The 21,258-nt window shown below is 50.7% G+C and carries 18 protein-coding genes; 16 read left to right on the forward strand and 2 right to left on the reverse strand.

The genetic code is table 11. The features are described 5' to 3' along the window. Positions 1-1,015: 1,015 nt before the first annotated feature. Positions 1,016-1,237: a helix-turn-helix domain-containing protein gene (locus tag JOD24_RS03445; protein WP_040387081.1), complete on the forward strand. Its 222-nt coding sequence runs from the start codon at positions 1,016-1,018 to the stop codon at positions 1,235-1,237. Positions 1,238-1,312: 75 nt separating this feature from the next. Here JOD24_RS03445 and JOD24_RS03450 read toward each other — a convergent pair whose 3' ends face one another. Further along, entirely contained in the window at positions 1,313-2,062 is a 750-nt protein-coding gene (locus tag JOD24_RS03450) for an arylamine N-acetyltransferase family protein (protein WP_380163443.1), read from the reverse strand. A gap of 576 nt (positions 2,063-2,638) precedes the next feature. On the opposite strand from JOD24_RS03450, the gene JOD24_RS03455 reads away from it, so the two are divergent. The 15 genes from JOD24_RS03455 (at position 2,639) to JOD24_RS03525 (ending at position 20,393) form a co-directional block, all read left to right on the forward strand. Then, on the forward strand, positions 2,639-3,082 hold the full coding sequence (locus tag JOD24_RS03455) for a MarR family winged helix-turn-helix transcriptional regulator (protein WP_429246346.1): 444 nt from the start codon (positions 2,639-2,641) through the stop codon (positions 3,080-3,082). A 271-nt stretch (positions 3,083-3,353) separates the two neighbouring features. Further along, entirely contained in the window at positions 3,354-4,196 is an 843-nt protein-coding gene (gene racE / locus JOD24_RS03460; protein WP_380163447.1) for a glutamate racemase, read from the forward strand. Positions 4,197-4,340: 144 nt separating this feature from the next. Beyond that, positions 4,341-5,378: a GerMN domain-containing protein gene (locus tag JOD24_RS03465; protein WP_380163449.1), complete on the forward strand. Its 1,038-nt coding sequence runs from the start codon at positions 4,341-4,343 to the stop codon at positions 5,376-5,378. Positions 5,379-5,568: 190 nt separating this feature from the next. After that, positions 5,569-6,348 carry a ribonuclease PH gene (rph, locus tag JOD24_RS03470; protein WP_380163451.1) on the forward strand — a complete coding sequence of 260 codons (780 nt, stop codon included), beginning with the start codon at positions 5,569-5,571 and terminating at the stop codon, positions 6,346-6,348. Continuing rightward, positions 6,311-6,961, forward strand: coding sequence for an XTP/dITP diphosphatase (locus tag JOD24_RS03475; protein WP_429246347.1), 651 nt, complete (start codon positions 6,311-6,313; stop codon positions 6,959-6,961). Before rph ends, JOD24_RS03475 begins: the two co-directional genes overlap by 38 nt. A gap of 7 nt (positions 6,962-6,968) precedes the next feature. Beyond that, positions 6,969-7,484, forward strand: coding sequence for a metallophosphoesterase family protein (locus JOD24_RS03480; protein WP_380163455.1), 516 nt, complete (start codon positions 6,969-6,971; stop codon positions 7,482-7,484). A 725-nt stretch (positions 7,485-8,209) separates the two neighbouring features. After that, positions 8,210-9,502: a trigger factor gene (tig, locus tag JOD24_RS03485; protein WP_429246348.1), complete on the forward strand. Its 1,293-nt coding sequence runs from the start codon at positions 8,210-8,212 to the stop codon at positions 9,500-9,502. A gap of 81 nt (positions 9,503-9,583) precedes the next feature. Next, a complete protein-coding gene (clpP, locus tag JOD24_RS03490) occupies positions 9,584-10,165 on the forward strand; it encodes an ATP-dependent Clp endopeptidase proteolytic subunit ClpP (RefSeq protein WP_429246349.1) in 582 nt (193 codons plus the stop codon). 24 nt (positions 10,166-10,189) lie between these two features. Then, positions 10,190-11,452, forward strand: coding sequence for an ATP-dependent protease ATP-binding subunit ClpX (clpX, locus tag JOD24_RS03495; RefSeq protein ID WP_380163461.1), 1,263 nt, complete (start codon positions 10,190-10,192; stop codon positions 11,450-11,452). A gap of 155 nt (positions 11,453-11,607) precedes the next feature. After that, positions 11,608-12,732 (forward strand): lipid II:glycine glycyltransferase FemX, encoded by a 1,125-nt coding sequence (locus tag JOD24_RS03500; protein WP_380163463.1) that lies wholly within the window; start codon positions 11,608-11,610, stop codon positions 12,730-12,732. Positions 12,733-12,747: 15 nt separating this feature from the next. Continuing rightward, a complete protein-coding gene (locus JOD24_RS03505) occupies positions 12,748-13,923 on the forward strand; it encodes an alanine racemase (protein ID WP_429246350.1) in 1,176 nt (391 codons plus the stop codon). Between the two features lie 149 nt (positions 13,924-14,072). Continuing rightward, positions 14,073-15,758, forward strand: coding sequence for an ATP-dependent protease LonB (lonB, locus tag JOD24_RS03510; RefSeq protein ID WP_380163467.1), 1,686 nt, complete (start codon positions 14,073-14,075; stop codon positions 15,756-15,758). A gap of 106 nt (positions 15,759-15,864) precedes the next feature. Then, positions 15,865-18,201: an endopeptidase La gene (lon, locus tag JOD24_RS03515; RefSeq protein ID WP_429246351.1), complete on the forward strand. Its 2,337-nt coding sequence runs from the start codon at positions 15,865-15,867 to the stop codon at positions 18,199-18,201. Next, positions 18,188-18,793, forward strand: coding sequence for a ribosome biogenesis GTP-binding protein YihA/YsxC (yihA, locus tag JOD24_RS03520; protein WP_380163471.1), 606 nt, complete (start codon positions 18,188-18,190; stop codon positions 18,791-18,793). Before lon ends, yihA begins: the two co-directional genes overlap by 14 nt. 496 nt (positions 18,794-19,289) lie before the next feature. Beyond that, complete coding sequence (locus JOD24_RS03525) at positions 19,290-20,393, forward strand: D-alanine--D-alanine ligase (protein ID WP_380163473.1); 1,104 nt, start codon at positions 19,290-19,292, stop codon at positions 20,391-20,393. A gap of 81 nt (positions 20,394-20,474) precedes the next feature. Here JOD24_RS03525 and JOD24_RS03530 read toward each other — a convergent pair whose 3' ends face one another. Next, complete coding sequence (locus tag JOD24_RS03530) at positions 20,475-20,951, reverse strand: LiaF transmembrane domain-containing protein (protein ID WP_380163475.1); 477 nt, start codon at positions 20,949-20,951, stop codon at positions 20,475-20,477. Positions 20,952-21,258 lie beyond the last annotated feature (307 nt).

The following is a 21,258-nucleotide window of genomic DNA, read 5'->3' on the forward strand; positions in this document are numbered from 1 at the left end:
AAGTCTCGCCAAGGTCGCTTCCGCTCCCAGGTCTCGCTATGGCAGCACACGACTCCCTTCCGCCGCCCATTTTCTGGTTAATCAACAGCCCTGCAGCTGAAACCTATCCGAAATCATATTTCCATTCTGATGCATCAGGCGTGTTGATTCACCCTATTTCAGGTAGGAAATAGGGTTGGGATGGTGGGGCTTTGATTCGCCTTTGCGCTCTTGGCAAGAGATCGTAGCCCTCCCCCCCAAGCGGTATTTTACGACGGGGGCAATGGGAAGAACGAAAGGATCGTTTCGTTCCTATCATTCACTTTAGGGTTCATCAACAGCCCTGCTCGTAGACGTGAAATGAGAGAAGCCGAGTTGGAATTGATCTTGCCAGCTTTTTTTGGTTGTTTGCATATCACCATACAAAGTGTATATAATATTGGCAAGAGAGAACGTGCTCAGGGAAGCCCCACCGTGGGCCTGTGGCCGTAGGTAAAGTGCCAGCTTTACTTACGGCTTTTAAGTGCCCAAAAACAAGGGGTCAACGCTACTTCTTCCGGTGGCAACTCTGCCAGTCCAGGAAGAAGCGAGCAACGGCCACAAGGGCGACGAGCAACGCCGCGATTACCTGAAGCCATTCCATGCGCCTCACCCCCTTTGCCGTAAACTCGGCCCAGGCGGTGAGGCTTTTCCGTTCTCTCTTGCCTATGAATAGATTACCATGTCATGGTAGGATAGACTAACCCAAGACCTCATATAGATCAGAAAAGTTGGAGAAGAGTAATTCCTGCACGATTTCCCTTTATATTCTTGAAGGAAGGGTAGTGGAGATCCCACCTGAGAAGCGGGAGAGAGTCCCCCCGAATTTAGGCAGGCATAGGATACAGGGTACCCTTGAAATAAACGAGCTTTCCCGAGCCCCAACAGCCTAATTTTCGTCGGCCACCGCACCACGTGATAAGCCCGTTCATAAGATAACCTGACTGAGTCCCTGACCCTCGTGTTCCAAGAGCCCGAGCAAGGAGGGGTGACACACTTGACGAGCAACCAGAAAGGGAAGCCTTTGTTAACCAACAGGGAAAGGGAAGTGTTTGAGCTGTTGGTGCAGGACAAGACGACCAAAGAGATCGCACAGCAACTCTTTATCAGCGAAAAAACCGTCCGAAATCATATTTCCAACGTAATGCAGAAGTTGAATGTGAAAGGACGGTCGCAAGCAGTGGTGGAGTTGGTCCGGCTCGGTGAATTGAAAATTTAACCCCATCCCTTTGCCCTACACCAGTGTAGGGTTTTTTTATGTGTGGGGTGGATGGTGTCTGTTCCCATTCACTCATCACAACTTTATTCTAAAATAACGCAGGAGCTTGTCATGAAACTGCTGGTCCGATGTAACCGGGTGTTTCTGTTTGGCCCCGTCCCGGGCGATAGTCAAAAAATCCTGAGTGAGTGTGATCCTTCCCTGCTCAGTGGCGATGGAGCACATCTTTTTCTGTGTAAACGTGGATGCAGGGGAGGTTTGGTGATGCTGGCACATGGAGGTGAAGTCTTGTAATTTATAGGGGAGAGTTGTAAAACGATATTCTGTCATCCAATGGCCTTCTATCCTTCTTTGCAGGACATAGCCTTCTCCATCATCCGTTGCCACCACCCTGTAACGACCGCTGATGTCTTCCACCTCATCCCCGGTTAAAGGCAGTGGATGTCGACAGGAGTCACCGAAACCCACATCCACCACATAAGGTATTTCCAATAAGACCAACACAGCCAAATGATCAAATTCGGGACCGAAGGAACCATCTGCCTCCCGCACGCGAGCGGAGATAAGACTCGTATGAAATCCGCACTCCTGTAAGAGCCATTGGAACAATCCGTTCAGTTCATAACAAAAGCCGCCCCGGCCCCGCTCCACCACTTTTTCATAAACTTGGGGCAATGATAAGCGAATCGGTCGGTGAAGAGAGATATCCAGATTTTCAAAGGGAATATGGAGCAGATGGTTCTCCTGCAGCCGGGAGAGAAATCGTCGATCCGGATGGCTGACGGTAGAGATCCCGATCCGGTGAAGGTAAGTGGATACATCCATGAGGTTCCCTCCTTGTGGGGGGATAAATATTGATATAGAAACGTAGGCATGTTGATTAGCCATATTTTAGGTAGGAAATAAGGTGGGGATGGGGGGCGATGAAGAGCCTTTGCACCCATAGGGCACAAGTCTCGCCAGGGTCGCTTTCCGCTCCCGGGTCTCGCTATGCGTTCTTTGCAAGAGATCGGAGCCGTCCCGCCATCCCCGTCCTCTCAAATCATATTTTGCGATGGGGGCAATGGGAAGAGTGAAAGGGTCGTTTCGTACCCGTTATCCACTTTATGGTTTATCAACAGCCCTGACAGAAGTGTGTTCTTTCTTGACAACGTTAGATGGAAAAGGTTGGGGATGATAGAATCATATCATGGTGTGAGCGTGCGGTCTTGAGACTTTATATGGATATTGGATCCGTTGAGGGTCCTGGGGCGGATGGATGAGGATTTCTTGTCCCATTTTTGTGCACACTTGTGTCAGGCGGATTCACCCGTTACTATATTGAATAGGACAGACCCTATCCGTTGCAAGCGAACTTGGGGGGAACAGATCGGCAAGGAGCCGTTAAAGGGGTTAACGGAAATGGATAATCAAGCGGGTTTGTCAAAAGAGCTGGTGGCCGAAATTGAATGCTTGCTCAGAGAGATCAGTACAGTAGTGAAACGAAAAGGTCGGGAGATTCTCAATGAATTCCCGATCACTCCTCCACAATTCACCGCTTTATTGTTGCTAAATGATGAAGGGGACATGACCATCGGTGATCTAAGTCAGAAGATGTATCTGGCATGCAGTACGATGACTGATTTGGTGGATCGGATGGAAAAAAACGAGTTGGTGGATCGAATTCGTGATAACCGGGACCGGCGGGTGGTACGGATCCAACTGTTGCAGAAGGGAAAAGAGATCATCGAAGATGTGATGGAGGCCCGTCGGTCCTACTTGTCTCAAGTGCTGTCCGGTTTTTCCGAAGAGGAAGTGCGGGAGATGACCAAGCACCTCTCGCTTCTCCATCTTGAAATCAAGTAGATCTCCTGAGAGATACACTCCTCTCCCTGTTTAAACGGATAGGTCTGATCTCCGGAGGGAATGTTTTTTCCTCCGGAGAACTTTCCCGGACTTTGAAGGGAAGTTTTTTAATTCGGCGGATGTAAGGCTCTATTTCCGGGAAGGGGATATTTGATAGAATCACCACACTCCCGGAAACCCGCACAAACCGCTTTGTTACGAGCTACATATTCTGAACAAAGGTGACAGCAAGAAAAACGGAGCCAACCTGGTTCATGGGGGATGGAAGGTTTTGACTCATCAACATTCTGTAGATAGTGCCATTGGCATTCTGGATTCCGGTGTCGGAGGTCTCACCGTGGTCCGGGAGGTTTTTCGGCAATTACCCAAGGAAAAAGTTCTTTATTTCGGGGATACCCTCCGTTGTCCCTATGGTCCCAGATCCTCTGATGAGGTTCGTAGATTCACGCTGGAAATCGTCCGCTATTTGTCCGGGTCTCCTCTGAAAGCCCTCGTGATCGCTTGCAATACTGCCACAGCCTGCGCTCTCGATGAGGTACGACATCAGGTGAATGTTCCGGTGTTGGGAGTGATCGAACCGGGAGCCCGGGCGGCAATCCAAGTGTCGCGACAAGGACGGGTCGGGGTGATCGGCACCGAAGGAACGATCCGAAGTTCTGCTTATGAACGGGCATTGAAGCGGATCGACCCCAGGTTGTATGTGGTCAGTCTCGCTTGCCCCGCCTTGGTTCCCTTGGTAGAGAGCGGGGGGGTGGAGAATGAGGAATCACGTAAAATCTTGAGGGAATCCCTGGCTCCATTGAAGGGTCACAGACTGGAATCGTTGATTCTGGGGTGCACCCACTATCCCTTGATTTCCTCCATGATCTCCCAGGAGATGGGGCCGGGGGTGGCTCTGATCAGTTCCGCTGAGGAAACCACCCGAGAACTGATTGCAATCCTGCGTAGGGATGGACTCCTTCGGGAAGGTCCTTCCCGCCGTCCCGAGGAACATCACTTCTTCACCAGCGGTCACCCGGCATCCTTCCGCAACATTGCGGAGCATTGGCTCCACCAGCCCCTGCAGGTGGAGCAGGTGGTCCTGCCGGCTTTGGATGAAAGTCGTGTCGGATGAAAACCGAGCACCTTGCCCTTTTCCCCCGCCGATATGGCGGGGGTTTTTCTATGAATCCAGTCATAAACCAAACAAGTGTGATATTTTCCCTCAGGGCTCGTATACATGTACCAGATACTTTTGTCCCAGGAGGGGAAAATACACATGTGGAACAAATGGTTCAAAGGGCTTGCCCCTTTGCTGATTCTATCCCTAGCCTTGTCAGGATGTCTGTTCGGTCCTGAAAACGAATCACCCCCCATCGATCCACCCCCCAAAGAGATGGAGCAAAAAGACAAAGATACGGGAGCCTCGGAAGAGAAGGCAGTGTCCCGGAAACAGGATGAATTGGAGCTATATTTCCTGTCAGATACGGGTTATCTGGTCCCCTACTCCATGAATGTTCCCAAAGTGGAGGGGATTGCTAAAGAGGCCATGAAGTACATGGTGAAAGGGGGCCCTGCCGAGTCGGATCTTCCAGAAGGATTCAGCGGAATTCTACCGAAGGGGACCGAAGTGAAGGGATTGGACATCAAGGATGGGACCGCCGTCATCGATTTCTCAAAAAAATTCCTCGACTACGATGCAAAGATGGAAGAGAAGATCCTGAGTGCAGTCACATGGACCCTGACCGGATTTGACTCTGTGAAACGAGTGGATATTCGAGTGAATGGACAGCCACTGAAGGTCATGCCGAAAGGGAAGACACCGGCTCAAGGGATGACTCGTAACGGAGGCATCAATCTGGAGGTAGCTCAGGGGGTCGAGGTGAGTAACAGCATGCCGGTCACCTTGTATTTCTTGGGACAGACAAAAGATAATACCGTATACTATGTTCCAGTCACGCGGATGATCCAACGTCAGGATCACGGAGCAGTGGCGGCGATGAAAGAGTTGATTAAAGGCCCTCAACACGGCTCCGAATTAGTCAGCGCTCTGGTTGAATCCACCCAGGTGAACAGTGTCAAGATGAAGGGAGATACAGCCATTGCTGATTTTGGAAAAGAACTGCTTCAATACAGCGATGAAAAGAAAGCTTCCCAGGATGCTCTCCATGCGATCGTTCTATCTCTGACAGAAAACACGGCGGCCAAAAAAGTGAAGATTACTGTGGAGGGTAAATCCAGTGTGGACAGTGAGGGGGGCGAGCTGTTTAACAAACCGGTTCTTCGTCCCAAACGAGTAAACCCCGTCGGACTCTAATCTTTCCCGCATGGATTTATCGGGATCCGGTCAGGCTAAAGAGGTGAACCCGCCTCTTTTTCTTTTGATCAGGAAGCTCGCACCGGCCTCTGGGCTGTGATATAATAATAAACTACTTGTCGTGGTGTATGATTGACAAGCGGGTTTTCCCCTGCTGTTTCATAAAATATACATAATGGAGGGGTACAAGTTGAGGGTGGACGGACGACAATACAACGAGTTGAGAAAAGTGGAGATGATGTCCGATTACATCAAGCATGCAGAAGGGTCCGTCTTGGTGTGTGTGGGAGATACCAAAGTGATCTGCACTGCATCGGTGGAAGAACGTGTACCCCCTTTTTTGCGAGGATCTGGGAAGGGGTGGGTGACTGCGGAGTATTCCATGTTGCCCCGTGCCACTCAATCTCGGACCATCCGCGAATCCAGCAAAGGCAAAGTAGGCGGACGGACGATGGAAATCCAACGCCTAATCGGGCGCAGTCTGCGATCAGTGATTCAACTAGATCGGTTGGGAGAGCGGACTATCTGGCTGGACTGTGACGTCATTCAGGCGGACGGAGGTACCCGTACCGCCTCCATCACCGGGGCCTTCGTAGCCGCGACCCAGGCGATTCACGGGCTGGTGAAATCGGGAACTTTGAACACGATGCCGATCACTGATTTCCTGGCAGCGACCAGTGTAGGGATCGTGAATGGTCAACCTAGTCTGGATCTTTGCTATGAAGAAGATTCCAAGGCGAAAGTGGATATGAATGTGGTGATGACCGGTTCTGGGAAGTATGTAGAGATTCAGGGAACCGGTGAGGAATCCCCCTTCACCCCGGAGGAACTCCAACAGCTTCTGTCTTTGGCGAGTCACGGGACGGAGCAGCTGATCCGTATGCAGAAAGAAGTGCTACAAGAGGCTGCACGTGGGATTGGGGGGAAGAAGGATGGGGGAAGTAAAAACCACCGCCCAACCGGAAACTGAATGGGTGTTTGCCACCCGCAATTTGCACAAAGTGGCAGAGCTGGATGCCATGTTTCATTCCGTTTTCGGGATCCACGTGGTGGGGCTGGATCACTTCGAAGAATTGCCTGAGATTGTGGAGGATCGCGACTCTTTTGAAGGAAATGCTATTAAAAAAGCGGAGACGATCGCCGCAATTTTAGGTCTTCCGGTAGTCGCTGACGATTCTGGATTGTGTGTCGACTTTTTAAAGGGAGCGCCCGGTGTGTATTCGGCTCGCTATGCGGGTCCCGAAGCGACAGATCAGGCCAACAATGAAAAGTTGTTACAAGCATTAAAAGGAGTTCCGCAAGAGAAGAGAGGGGCTAGGTTCGTCTGTGTACTCGCTCTGGCGATCCCAGGAAAAGATACGAAAACCTTTCGTGGGGAGTGCAGAGGTCGCATTGCTGAAGAACCCCGGGGGAAGCATGGCTTCGGTTATGACCCGCTCTTTTTTCTCCCGGAACAGGGGTGCACCATGGGCGAGCTGCCTGCCGAGATGAAAAATCGGATCAGTCACCGATCCCGGGCGGTCCAGCAGTTACGCGACCTGTTAAAAGATTCCCTTTCTGCGGAAGGGACGACAGGGAGGTGAATCTGTCGTGAGGGTTCTGATTGTGAGTGACAACCATGGGGAAGAGGATCTTCTGCGGGAAGTGGTGAATCGGGAACAAGCAGATCATGTGATTCACTGCGGAGACTTCTGCACTGAAAGTGCCCAACTTCCGGGAGGATTGACAGCAGTCCGGGGGAATTGTGATTGGGTGGAAGCTCCTTGGGAAGCACACTGGGAAGGCGCTGGCCTCCGCTTCCTGATCACCCACGGGCACCGACTCCAAGTTGGTTCTTCTTTTCTTCCCTTGCAGTATCGTGCGCAAGAGGTAGGTGCAGAGATCGCCTGTTTCGGACATACTCATATTCCATTGTCAGAGTGGGTAGGCGGTGTGTTATTGATCAATCCTGGGAGCTTGGTGAGTCCTCGGGGGGGATTTCCCCAACCGTCTTATGCGATGTTGGAGACCACCGAGGGAGCGGATGTCATCGTCTCATTCTTCACACCGGATGGGGAGCGTCTTCCCGGATTGGGTGGGAAATTCCCCGCTGTTAAAGGGGAGTAACCCCTTGACGGTTTGGATATCTATGGTATAATCAATTTCATGAGTTGTAACTTCTCCGCCGGGTCCCAGTAGCTCAGCTGGATAGAGCAACGGCCTTTAATTTGGAGCCTCTGTAGGAAAACAGAAACCTGCAGAGTGGACGGCACTGTATCGGTGAACCCTTAACAGATGATGCTGATGGCGACACCGAGGAAACTTACGATCCCTCTAGAGGGGATTCAGGAGTTTCAAAGGCTTGGGTCATTGTGCCCGAGGGTAGAGACTCTGAAGTATCATTCGAGGCCACGAGATGGCGTGGGAATGATCGTGAGGTTCCGTAGAGACTATACGTGCCGCACCTGAAATGGTGAAGATATAGTCCAGACCACAAACAATCTTTCTTGGTGGCGAAAGCCATGGTGGTATGCTAAGCCGTCGGTCGGGGGTTCGAATCCCTCCTGGGATGCCAAACAGCTCTGAAAGTAGGATGGGGTTTCATCGTGAAACCCCATCTCGAATCAACTCAATTACAGCTTTCGGGTGGATCGGATGGAGTTACAACTTTGTCAGCAAAGAGGCCCCTGCCCGGGGTTTTTGTTTTGATTGCCGGGTGGTGGGTCTCTATTGCAACAGAATCCGCATATGGTATAATGAAGCAGTTGCTTAAATGCACGGGTTCCTTGTGGGTGCTATCTTTGTTGTGCCTGCATGGTTGGTAATAGAGTTCGTCAGGAGGGAAAATACTGATGAAGGCAAACTGGGATCAGAATGAGAACAACCGTGGTGTACTCACGGTTGAGGTGGATGAAGAGAAGCTGGGGGAAGCCCTCAATCAAGCATTTAAAAAAGTGGTAAAAGATGTGAATCTACCTGGATTCCGTAAAGGCAAGGTTCCGCGCCCGATCTTTGAAAAACGCTTTGGTGTGGAGGCCTTGTATCAAGATGCTGTGGAGATCCTGGTTCCAGAGGCATATCAGTCTGCGGTGGAAGAGACAGGAATTGAACCTGTGGATCAACCAGAGATTGACATTGAGCAACTGGAAAAGGGAACTCCTTTCATTTTCAAAGCGACGGTGACCGTCAAGCCGGAAGTGAAATTAGGCGATTACAAAGGGCTGGAAGTTCCGGAAAAAGACTTCTCCGTCACGGAGGAAGATGTGGAAGCCGAGCTGAAGCGGATGCAGGAACGCCAGGGGCAACTGAACCCGGTGGAAGAGGGAACTGTAGAGGAAAAGGACCGGGTCACCCTCGATTTTGAAGGATTTGTCGACGGGGAATCCTTTGAAGGCGGCAAGGCGGAAGGGTACACTCTGGAAGTGGGATCCGGTCAGTTCATTCCTGGCTTTGAAGAGCAACTGATCGGGCTGAAACCTGAAGAGGAAAAAGAAGTCCAGGTGACCTTTCCCGAGGAGTACCATGCTGAAGAACTGGCAGGCAAAGAAGCGGTATTTCATGTGAAGGTGCACGAAATCAAACGCTTGGAGTTGCCGCAGTTAGACGATGAGTTTGCTCAGGATGTCAGCGAATTGGACACCTTGGATGAATTGAAAAAGGATATTGAGAATAAATTGAGAGAACAGAAGTCTAAGGAAGAAGAGAACTACAAACGGAACTCTTTGGTTGAAAAAGCCTCCGAACTGGCGGAGATCGACCTGCCGGATGTGATGGTGGAGCATGAGATCGATCATATGCTGCAACATTTTGAACAGCAACTCCAGATGCAAGGGATCAATCTGGATCAGTATGTTCAATTTACTGGACAGGAGAAGTCCGAGCTCCGTGAACAGTTTAAAGAGGATGCGGAAAAGAAGGTGCGGGCCAACCTGGTATTGGAAGCCATCGCCGCTCAGGAAAATGTGGAAGTGAGTGACGAAGAGACGGAAGCGGAAGTGAAAAAATTGGCAGAAGAGATGGGCCGCGACACCGAAGAAATCCGTAAACTCCTTGAGGCTCAAGGCGCTTTCGTTCAGATCCGAGATGAAGTGAAGATCCGAAAAACGATTGACCTACTTGTATCCAACAGTAAAAATGCGGCATAATGAGTATAGGACGGAACAAAAGCGAGGCACGTGAAGAGCGTGCCTTGTTTTTAAACCTATGTCCTGAAGGGAGGGGAAATCGTGAACTTGGTCCCCATGGTTGTAGAACAGACCAGTCGGGGAGAGCGGGCATACGATCTGTATTCCCGTCTTTTGAAAGACCGCATAATCTTTATAGGGAGTCCGATCGACGATACGATTGCCAACACGGTGGTTGCGCAGATGCTGTTCTTGGCGGCGGATGATCCGGACAAAGAGATCTCTCTGTACATAAATTCCCCGGGAGGATCGATCACGGCGGGAATGGCGATTTACGACACCATGCAGTACATAAAATCCGACGTTTCCACCATCTGTGTGGGGATGGCTGCCAGTATGGGCTCATTCCTGCTGGCGGCCGGAACCAAAGGGAAACGATATGCATTGCCGAACAGTGAGGTGATGATCCACCAACCACTCGGGGGAGTGCGTGGTCAGGCCGCCGATATACAGATTCACGCCGAATGGATTCTTCAGACCAGGAAGCGGATTTATGAAATTTTGGCTGGGCGGACCGGTCAACCCCTTTCAAAAATTGAACGGGATTCTGACCGCGATTTCTTTATGGATGCTCAGGAAGCCATGGAATACGGGGTGGTGGATCAGGTAATGATCACCCGCTGACAGACTTTGAGAGGGGTGATACGGTTGTTTAAATTCAATGAGGAGAAAGGGCAACTGAAATGTTCCTTCTGCGGTAAATCACAGGATCAGGTCCGGAAGCTGGTGGCCGGTCCCGGTGTCTATATCTGTGATGAGTGCATTGAGCTTTGCAATGAGATCGTGGAAGAGGAATTGGGCAGTGAAGAGGATCTAGATCTGGAGAACCTGCCGAAGCCTCAGGAGATCAATACCATCCTGGATGAGTATGTCATCGGACAGGAGCAAGCTAAAAAATCGCTCTCTGTTGCCGTCTACAATCACTATAAAAGAATTAACAGCTCTCAAAAGTCCGACGATGTAGAGTTGCACAAAAGCAATATCGTCATGATCGGACCGACGGGCAGCGGGAAAACATTGTTGGCCCAAACGATGGCCAAGATCTTGAATGTTCCCTTTGCAATCGCCGATGCTACTTCTTTGACTGAAGCCGGGTATGTGGGGGAAGATGTGGAGAATATTCTTCTCAAACTGATCCAGGCTGCGGATTACGATGTGGAAAAGGCGGAACGGGGGATTATCTATATTGACGAGATTGACAAGGTGGCCCGCAAGTCTGAAAACCCCTCTATCACCCGAGATGTTTCCGGTGAAGGGGTTCAACAGGCACTTCTGAAAATCCTCGAGGGCACCGTGGCCAGTGTGCCTCCTCAGGGAGGACGGAAACATCCTCATCAGGAGTTTATCCAGATCGACACCGGCAACATCCTGTTCGTCTGTGGTGGTGCATTTGATGGTTTGGAACCGATCATTAAACGCAGGATCGGTAAAAAAGTGATTGGTTTCGGTTCCGACAGCAATACCGATGATCTGAAAGAGGGAGAGTACCTGAAGCTGGTCTTGCCGGAAGACCTGCTCCGGTTTGGTCTGATTCCGGAGTTTGTCGGCCGTCTGCCGGTAATCTCCACCCTGGAACCCTTGGATCAGGATGCTCTGGTTCGTATCTTGACCGAGCCGAAGAATGCCCTCGTCAAGCAATATCAGAAGCTCTTGGAAATGGATAATGTGAAACTCACCTTTGAAAAAGATGCCTTGAAGGCGATCGCGGATGAGGCGATCCGGCGCAACACCGGTGCTCGGGGTCTGCGTGCGATCATCGAATCGATCATGCTGGATGTCATGTTCGATCTTCCCTCCCGCGACGATGTGTCTGAGTGCGTGGTAACGGAAGCCACCGTCCGAAACAAGGTGGCCCCCAGCCTGACCACCCGCAAAGGACGCTCAGTGAACAAAAAAGAAGAGAGCGCCTGAAAGAAATGAAAGAAACGCATTCGACAGCGGGTGCGTTTCTTTTTTCTGCTGTTGAATAAAAGGGGACTTCTCCGGAGTATTTGTGATAGAATACTGTTGGCAGATTATTATTATATAATTTAATTGGAAATCATCAGAAGTGGAGTTGTGGTTGTATGCAAGTGGAAGTGGTTTCTCGGGAAGATTATTTGTCCTTCATTGAAAAACAACCTTTGGGAAATTTCATGCAGTACCCTTCTTGGGCAGAAGTGAAAACCGAGTGGAAAAACGATCTCCTGGGCTGGTTTGACACAGAGGGGCAAATGGCGGGCTGTGCTTTGATCTTATACCGCAAACTCCCCGGTTTGAATAAGTATCTGGCTTACCTCCCCCGGGGACCGGTGATCGACTGGGAAGCAAAAAACATCAATGAATGGTTTGAACCCATGTTTGAGTTTCTCCGTCGTCGTAACGTGTTCAGTATCAAAATGGAACCCCCGGTCGTACGGGCCAAATGGAAGACTCCCACGATCAAGAATTATCTCAAAGAAGTACGGGATCACGATCTCAAAGGAAAAACCTTTCGCGATCTGGGTCCGGATGAAGTGGATGCCCATGCGGAATATGTCCAGCAAGAATTAACAGCGATGGGCTGGAAGAAAAAAGAGGCAGAGGGCGGTTTTTCCGCGATTCAACCCCAGTATGTGTTCCGATTGCCGTTACAAGATCGGAGTCTGGATGAGGTTTTTGCCGGCTTTCATTCCAACTGGCGTCGTAACGTACGTAAATCGAAAAAACAAGGTGTGGAAGTGATTGAAGGCGGGCTGGAAGAGTTACCCCAGTTTTATGATCTCCTGAAAGTAACGGCGGTGCGGGACAAGTTTTCCGTTCGGAGTTACTCTTACTTTGAAACGATGTACAAGTCACTGAAAAAAGAGGATCCGAACCGAATTCGGCTGTATTTGGCAAAGTATGAGGAGCAACTGCTGGCCTCAACCCTTGCCATTCATTCTAATGGCCACACATGGTATCTCTACGGAGCCAGTGGAAATGAGATGCGGGAAAAGATGCCCAACCATGCGATCCAGTGGCGGATGATTCAGGACGCTCATGAACTGGGGGCACATACTTATGATTTTCGGGGAATCAGTGATGCCCTGGATGAATCGGAGCCATTGTATGGCTTACTCCGCTTTAAATTGGGCTTTGGCGGGGAAGCTTGTGAATTGATCGGAGAATGGGATTACCCCTTGCAACCTGTTCTCCATTGGGCCTTTGACATGTACATGAAGAAGCGATGACAGAGGTGGTCGACAATGAGTCTCACCTTATATCTGGACCGGCGGGATTGGTTTCAGCATATGGAACAGATGGAGAAACTCTATCCCGGCTGTGTTCCGGTGATCAAAGGGAACGGCTATGGTTTTGGCAATGAAGTGTTAGCGGATGCAGCACGCAAGTTCGGCAAGCGAGAAATTGCCGTGGGAACGGTGGAAGAAGCGAGACAGTTGCAAGCGACTCATCCTTTCGAGCAGGTGATTGTACTGACACCGGTGATGTCGGAACTGAGGGAAGCCGACTTGGTTTCAGAACGGGTGTACACTGTGGGGAGTCGGGATCATCTGCAATTTCTCGTCACTGCCATCGATGGATTGCTCTCCCGTGGAGAAAGAATGGAGGAGCCCTTTCGATTGAAACTTTTGCTCAAGGGCCAATCTCCGATGAAACGATACGGTTTTTCCCTGGAGGATGCCGGTCTGTTGCCGGAATGGATCCAAAAGGCAGAGACGGATCGGATCAAACTGGAGATCGAAGGTCTTTCCATTCATTTTCCCAAAGAAAAAACAACTTCCCAGGTAAAAGAGAAGTGTGTCGAGGATTGGTTGGAAACGATGAGTCGGGTGGGCCTTCCTCCCCGTCGCATGTATGTGAGTCACCTGTCTTCGGAACAGTATCAGGAGTTGGCGGAAAAATGGCCTGAGGTCGGGTTTGCGATGCGCCTGGGAACCGATCTCTGGCTTGCTGATAAATCCTTTATTGAAACCAAGAGCACCGTATTGGATGTACAACCCATAAGCAAAGGGGAGCGCTTTGGCTACAAACAACAGCGCGCCCGCAAAAACGGGCATCTGGTGTTTCTGGCTGGTGGAACGGCGAATGGTGTCGGTTTGGAAGCGCCCACTTTTTCCCGGGGACTGAAAGATTGGTTGAAGCTGACGGCCTTTTGGGTGCTGGGTTTGTTCAATCGCCATCTCAGCCCCTTCACCTATCGTGGAAAACGACTGTGGTTCGCTGAACCGCCACATATGCAGACCAGTGTCCTTTTATTTCCTGCCGGTTCTCCTCTCCCAGAGGTGGGGGAAGAGCTTCCAGTGCAATTGCGGATGACCACCGCCTCTTTTGACCGACGGGTGGAGACGGGAGAAGCGAGGGAGACGATGGATACTAGTGAAAATGAAGAAAAAGGCAATCCTGTTCATCTAGCGCTGTAACAACGCGCAAGCCTGTCGCCGTGGCCCTGATGGGGGAAACGGCGTTTTTTTGTCCCTGATTATCCCTTGGAACCGGCGGTCATACTAACACCCATATATAAGGGTATCGACCTTTGTGTGACCTGAAGACAGACGGGGAGGAAAGGGAATTGAACTGGACAATCTTGATTATGATTCTGCAGGTTTTCTTTTCGCTAGTGATCGGACTGTATTTCTGGAATTTGCTTCGGAATCAGCAATCCAGCCGCTCCGCGGTGGATCGGGAATCCCGGAAAGAGATGGACAAGTTGAGGAAGATGCGCAGTGTTTCCTTGACGGAACCCTTGTCGGAAAAAACCAGGCCTTCATCCTTTGAAGAGATTGTGGGTCAGAAAGAGGGGCTCAAGGCGTTGAAAGCGGCTCTTTGTGGACCCAATCCTCAGCATATCCTGATCTATGGCCCCCCGGGTGTGGGAAAGACCGCTGCAGCTCGGGTGGTATTGGAAGAGGCCAAAAAAAATCCACAGTCTCCTTTCAACATCACTTCGAAGTTTGTGGAGATCGATGCCACCACCGCTCGCTTTGATGAACGAGGAATCGCCGATCCTCTGATCGGATCGGTCCACGATCCCATTTATCAGGGAGCCGGTGCCATGGGCATGGCGGGAATACCGCAACCCAAACCTGGGGCGGTTTCCAAGGCGCATGGGGGCGTTTTGTTTATCGATGAGATCGGAGAACTGCATCCGATGCAAATGAATAAGCTCTTGAAGGTTCTGGAAGATCGCAAGGTCTTTTTTGAAAGCGCCTATTACAGTTCAGAAGACGTGAATACCCCGACCCATATTCACGATATCTTTCAAAATGGTCTCCCTGCTGATTTTCGCATGGTGGGAGCTACCACGCGTACGCCAGAGGAGATTCCGTCGGCCATTCGCTCCCGTTGTGTGGAGATCTTTTTCCGGCCGCTTCTGGCGCAAGAGATCGCTCGCATTGCAGATCAGGCCATCAAGCGGATTGGGTTTGATCATGAGCCTGCCGCAGTGGATGTGATCAAGAAATATGCCACTAACGGCAGAGAAGCGGTCAATATGGTACAGACCGCTGGTGGATTAGCACTGACTGAAGGTAAAAAAGAAATCAGAGCCTCTGATGTGGAATGGGTGGTTCACAGCAGTCAATTAACACCGCGCCCGGATAAAAAAGTGCCGGAAAAAGCTCAACCGGGTCTGGTAAACGGGCTGGCCATCCATGGTCCCAACATGGGAATTCTGCTGGAGATTGAAGTGACTGCGATCCCGGCAGGCCCTGGACAGAAGGGTTCCATTCAGATCAGCGGGCTGGTGGATGAAGAGGAATTGGGAGGGCGGCATCGCACTCTGCGCAGAAAAAGCATGGCTCGCAGCTCGGTGGACAATGTGCTAACGGTTTTGCGCCGAACGGATATCGATCCTTATGCCTATCATTTGCACCTCAACTTTCCCGGCGGAGTACCCTTGGATGGTCCCTCAGCGGGAATCGCTATGGCTTCTGCGATCTATTCTGCCATCCGGGGGATCCGGGTGGATAATCGCTTGGCGATGACCGGCGAATTGAGTATCCATGGGAAAGTGAGACCTGTTGGCGGAATTGTGACCAAAGTGGAGGCGGCCAAAGAGGCAGGAGCTAAACGGGTATTAATCCCTGAAGAAAATATGCAGGCGCTGTTTTCGGAGATGGATGGGATTCAGGTGATCCCTGTTAGAGAAATTGAAGAGGTGTTGCAAGCTCTGCCTACAGAAGCTACTGAGGAAGAGCAACAGGGTACGATGTCTGCATCGACGGTACTGACGGCCTCCCCTTCGCCGATGACCTGAGAAAATCCGCAATCGGCCAGCTGTCATGGACAAAAGAGAATGAATAAGATAAAATCGTACAAAGCTCGACAAAACGACATCGGAGACGGCATTCGGAGGTGCATTCATGGCTGTAAAAGAGGAGGAACGTGTACTACCATTGCTGCCACTTCGTGGTTTGCTGGTTTACCCCAACATGGTTTTGCACCTGGATGTGGGCCGCGAACGATCAGTTAAAGCTCTGGAGCAAGCAATGGTGGAGGATGATCTGATTCTCCTTGCGACGCAGCATGAGGTTCAGCTGGAAGAACCGACGCCAGAGGATATTTATAAGATGGGTACAATTGCCCGGGTGCGGCAAATGCTCAAATTGCCCAACGGGACCATTCGGGTTTTGGTGGAAGGCTTGTCCCGGGCCCGGCTTCTGGAGTTTTTGGAGACTGAATCCCATTACCAAGTACGTGTTCGCGAGATCATTCAGGAGGAAGTTCATGATATAAATGTGGAGGCTTTGATGCGATCGGTATTGGATCATTTTGAACAGTATTTGCGGCTGTCCAAAAAGATCTCTCCAGAAGCATTGACAGGGGTATCCGATATCGATGAACCCGGTCGTCTGGCAGACGTGGTCGCTTCCCAACTTCCCCTCAAAATGGAGGATAAGCAGCAGATTCTGGAGACGGTGGAGATCCAGGAACGTCTGGAGACTCTCCTGTCCATGCTGAACAATGAACGGGAAGTACTGGAACTGGAACGAACCATCTCCCAGCGTGTCAAAAAACAGATGGAAAAGACTCAGAAAGAGTACTATCTCCGAGAGCAAATGAAGGCGATTCAGCGAGAGCTGGGAGAAAAAGAAGGTCGTCTCGGGGAAGTGGAGGAACTTCGGGAGCAGCTGGCAGAGCTGGAGGCGCCTGAAGAAACGAAGGAACGAATTGAGAAAGAACTGCAACGCTTGGAGAAGATCCCCACTTCTTCCGCCGAGGGTGGTGTGATCCGTACCTACGTGGAATGGTTGCTGGAGCTTCCATGGTTAAAACAGAGCGAAGATGACCTGGACCTGAAAAAGGCGGAAAAAATTCTAGAAGAGGATCATTACGGATTGGAAAAGGCGAAGGAGCGGGTATTGGAGTATCTGGCTGTGCAAAAGATGGTACAGCAGCTGAAGGGACCCATCCTGTGTCTGGTTGGACCCCCAGGAGTGGGAAAAACCTCCCTGGGTCGCTCTATCGCTCGAGCATTGGGCCGCCAATTTGTCCGCATCTCCCTGGGAGGAGTCCGGGATGAGGCAGAAATCCGTGGCCACCGCCGCACCTATGTAGGAGCCATGCCCGGACGGATCATTCAGGGAATCAAAAATGCGGGAACTTCCAACCCGGTCTTTCTCCTGGACGAGATCGATAAGATGACGGTGGATTTTCGGGGAGACCCAGCTTCCGCCCTGTTGGAGGTGTTGGACCCGGAGCAGAACAAAAACTTCAGTGATCACTATATTGAGGTACCCTATGACCTGTCGAAAGTGATGTTCATCACCACAGCCAACACCCTGCACACCATTCCTCAGCCACTCTTGGATCGGATGGAAACCCTGTACATTTCTGGGTATACCGAGATTGAAAAGGAACAGATCGCCAAGGAATATCTGATTCCCAAACAGACTGAGGAGAATGGCCTGACCAAGGAGAATTTCCAGATCCACAAAGATGCGATTCGCCATGTGATCCGGTATTACACCCGGGAGGCTGGTGTGCGAAATCTGGAACGAACTTTTGGCAAATTGGCCCGTAAAGGCGTAAAGCAATTGGTTTCCGGTGATCGAAAGCGGGTGGTTATCACTGCCAAAAATCTCCCCAAATATCTGGGGCCGGAAAAATATCGCTACGGGAAGGCAGAGGAGACGAACCCGACAGGAGCGGCTACGGGCTTGGCTTGGACTGCTGCCGGTGGGGATACCCTCACCATCGAAGTATCCGTTCTGCCTGGTAAAGGAAAGCTGACTCTGACCGGCCAGTTGGGAGATGTGATGAAGGAATCCGCTCAGGCGGCATTTAGCTATATCCGCTCCCGGGCGAAAGAGTGGCAGATCGATCCTGATTTCAATGAGAAAAATGATATTCACATTCATGTGCCGGAAGGTGCCATCCCTAAAGACGGTCCCTCTGCTGGAATCACCATGGCCACAGCACTGATTTCCGCGCTGACAGGGATCCCCATTTCCCGGGAGATCGGGATGACCGGTGAGATCACCCTGCGGGGACGTGTCTTACCGATCGGGGGACTGAAGGAGAAATCTCTGGCTGCTCACCGAGCGGGTTTGACCCGGATTCTGATTCCCCAAGAGAACGAAAAGGATTTGGACGAGATCCCTAAGAGTGTGAGTCAAGATTTAAAAATCACCCCGGTCAGCCATATGGATGAAGTGTTGAAACTGGCATTGGTGAGGGACCTCCATGAAAGTGACTGAGTCGGAGTTTGTCATCAGCGCCGTCGGACCTGCTCAATATCCTATGGACGCCCTGCCGGAAATTGCTCTGGCTGGGCGTTCCAACGTGGGAAAATCCTCGTTGATCAACCGCTTGATTCATCGAAAAAATTTGGCTCGGACCAGTTCCAAACCGGGAAAGACCCAGACCATCAATTTCTATCGGATCAACGGGGCCTTGTTCTTTGCGGATATGCCCGGCTACGGATTTGCAAAGGTTCCCAAATCGGTCAAAGTGGCTTGGGGCCGCATGATTGAGGGTTACCTCAGCAAACGGGATGAACTTCGTGGTGTGATCCAGGTGATCGATGTGCGCCATCCACCTACCCCAGATGACATTGCGATGTACGAATGGCTGAAATATTACCGGATCCCGACGGTGATCGTGGCCACCAAGGCAGATAAAATTCCCCGTGGCCGCTGGCAGAAACACTTGAAACAGGTCCGGGAGGGTCTTCAGCTGGAGGCAGATGTCCCTCTGATTCTATTCTCTGCTCAGACCGGAAAGGGGAAAGAAGAGGTTTGGGCGGAAATACGAAAAAGAATACCAGAGCAGCATTCATCCTCCAACTAGAAGCATTGTGAAAAAGTCGTCATACCTACAGGACACCAGGTCACTATGCAGGAAAGGTTGGGTTTCAATAGAGCGTCTTTGACTCGTAAGAATCAGGCGTGTTGATTAGCCATATCTTAGGCAGGAAATCAGGTCGGGATGGGGGGACGGTGAAGAGCCTTTGCACCCATAGGGCACAAGTCTCGCCAGGGTCGCTTTCCGCTCCCGGGTCTCGCTATGCGCACTTTGCAAGAGATCGTAGCCGTCCCCTCAAGCGATATTTTGTGAAAGGGCAACGGGAAAAGCGAAAGGGCCGTTTCGTTCCTATGCACTTTATGGTTCATCAACAGCCCTGCGTAAGAATAACGAAAAGGTCATGTGAAACCCATCCCGATCGTCCAAGACCGATGTAAATTACAAGGGAACCCATGAGGACAGGACTGAATAGATTACATATGACAGGATGATGAGCCGGAGCAGTAGACAGATACCTTTGGGAGAAAGGTTGGGGAACAGGATGGATCAGAAGATTCGCGTGGCGGTGCTTTTCGGGGGCAAATCCGGAGAACACGCAGTTTCACTTCAATCTGCCGCGTCGGTGATCCAGGCCATGGATCCAGAACAGATGGACGTTCTACCGGTGTGGATCAGCTCAGAGGGGAATTGGCAACCGGGAGCCTATGCTCTTCCCGCCTTGGAAGGGAAGATGGAACCCAAACTGCTGGAGGAATTGGGCCAGCGGACGAAAACTAAGGAACAGTTTCCTGTGACCACCTCCTTGCCGGCGTTGAAATGGGAGGAGATCGATGTGGTGTTTCCGGTTCTTCACGGTACTTTCGGTGAAGATGGGACCATTCAGGGAATGTTGGAACTCGCCGACATCCCTTATGTGGGCGCAGGTGTTCTCGCTTCCGCTGTCGGCATGGACAAGGTGTTGATGAAGAAAATCTTTGCCCAGGAAGGGCTTCCTCAGGGAGCTTTTACGTTCTGTTTGCGGAGGTCGATGGAACAGGGCATGGAGGCAGTCATCGCCAAAATCGAAGCCGAATTTCCCTATCCTTGCTTCGTCAAGCCAGCGAACCTGGGATCCAGTGTCGGTATTTCCAAAGCGAAAAACCGAGAGGAGTTGAAGGCAGCCCTTCAATTGGCGGCCCGTTATGATCGGAAAGTGATTGTGGAAGAGTTTGTTGATGCCCGAGAAGTGGAGGTAGCTGTTCTCGGAAATGATGAGCCAGTCGCTTCTGTACCCGGTGAGATCGTCTCTTCCAACGATTTTTATGACTATCGTGCGAAATACATCGATGGTCGATCGGAGATGCGGATTCCTGCAGAACTGCCAGAGCCTGTGCAGGAAAAAATCCGCCAATTGGCATTGAAAGCCTATCAGAGCATCGATTGTAGCGGTCTAGCCCGAGTCGACTTCTTCATCAGAAATTCGGATTCGAAGGTTCTGATCAATGAGATCAATACCATGCCTGGTTTTACTCCTTTCAGCATGTATGCCAATCTGTGGAAGCATTCTGGCATCAGTTACAAAGAGTTGATTTCTAAATTGATCGATTTGGCTTTAGAGCGCCATGGAGAGAAAAAGAAATCGATCACCACCTTTGATGTGGAGTAAGGTGTTGAAATCCCCGTATGCAACGCGATACGGGGATTTTTAGCACGGAGAAGCAGTAAAAAATCGCCGGAGACCGACGGATTATTTCTTAAAGGCCATATAAGTACCCAATATCACTAAAATACCGGGCCAATAGCTGTTCAAAAATTGGGCGATCGGATGGAGTCCTGGGATTTCCGTCACACCTGGCCAGGCGAATAATCCGAGTAGCAACAGCAAAGCACCGATGGTGCCGTGGCTTCTGTTTTTTCTGAGCAGACCGCCGAAGATGAGAAGAGAGGCACCGATGATGGCCGGGAACATGCTCCAATGAGCAGGCCAATCTTTGATCTGCTTCATTCCCCAAGCGTGGACGCCCAAGCCCAATGCGATTCCACCCCAGATCATCCCATAGGAATGCCTGGGCTTGTGGCGAGAGAAGAAAATCATCAGCAAACCTGCTAATGCCAGAATCAATTCCCAGGAGAGAGTGTCGAGGGAGAGTTCGATTCCCTGTTCCCGAAGTAACAAAAATATGCCAGCAAGGACAATTAATAATCCGATGGTTTTTGTACGCATGTCGGCTCTCCTTTACGATCAATCAGTGTTTTTTTGTGTCCCGACAAAGAGGAGAACACCTCCAGACAAACTCCATCCGGTCATGGAACCATCTGGTGATATATAAAAATTGATTCAAATCTCATAGTATCACAGATTGAAATCCGGACAGACAAGAACTTTTCGAGGAGAATCCGGCTGTTTCCATGGTTCCTGTCTTAATAACTACGGTAAAATTATGTTAAGATTGAATAAGACATTTGAATGAGTTTTATTCTGACCAAAGAACTATTACGCAGGGCCGCTGATCCGGCCGATGGAGAAGCGG

It is taken from the genome of Kroppenstedtia sanguinis (assembly GCF_050433445.1).
GTDB classification, from domain to species: Bacteria; Bacillota; Bacilli; order Thermoactinomycetales; family DSM-45169; genus Kroppenstedtia; species Kroppenstedtia sanguinis.

Bases quoted from the DNA above. Each gene is read 5' to 3' on its own strand.
- JOD24_RS03475 (WP_429246347.1), top strand. From the start codon at position 6,311: ATGGGGGAAGTAAAAACCACCGCCCAACCGGAAACTGAATGGGTGTTT.
- JOD24_RS03465 (WP_380163449.1), top strand. From the start codon at position 4,341: ATGTGGAACAAATGGTTCAAAGGGCTTGCCCCTTTGCTGATTCTATCC.
- lon (WP_429246351.1), top strand. From the start codon at position 15,865: ATGGCTGTAAAAGAGGAGGAACGTGTACTACCATTGCTGCCACTTCGT.
- JOD24_RS03500 (WP_380163463.1), top strand. From the start codon at position 11,608: ATGCAAGTGGAAGTGGTTTCTCGGGAAGATTATTTGTCCTTCATTGAA.
- JOD24_RS03505 (WP_429246350.1), top strand. From the start codon at position 12,748: ATGAGTCTCACCTTATATCTGGACCGGCGGGATTGGTTTCAGCATATG.
- yihA (WP_380163471.1), top strand. From the start codon at position 18,188: ATGAAAGTGACTGAGTCGGAGTTTGTCATCAGCGCCGTCGGACCTGCT.
- JOD24_RS03450 (WP_380163443.1), bottom strand. From the start codon at position 2,062: ATGGATGTATCCACTTACCTTCACCGGATCGGGATCTCTACCGTCAGC.
- JOD24_RS03525 (WP_380163473.1), top strand. From the start codon at position 19,290: ATGGATCAGAAGATTCGCGTGGCGGTGCTTTTCGGGGGCAAATCCGGA.
- JOD24_RS03455 (WP_429246346.1), top strand. From the start codon at position 2,639: ATGGATAATCAAGCGGGTTTGTCAAAAGAGCTGGTGGCCGAAATTGAA.
- JOD24_RS03530 (WP_380163475.1), bottom strand. From the start codon at position 20,951: ATGCGTACAAAAACCATCGGATTATTAATTGTCCTTGCTGGCATATTT.
- tig (WP_429246348.1), top strand. From the start codon at position 8,210: ATGAAGGCAAACTGGGATCAGAATGAGAACAACCGTGGTGTACTCACG.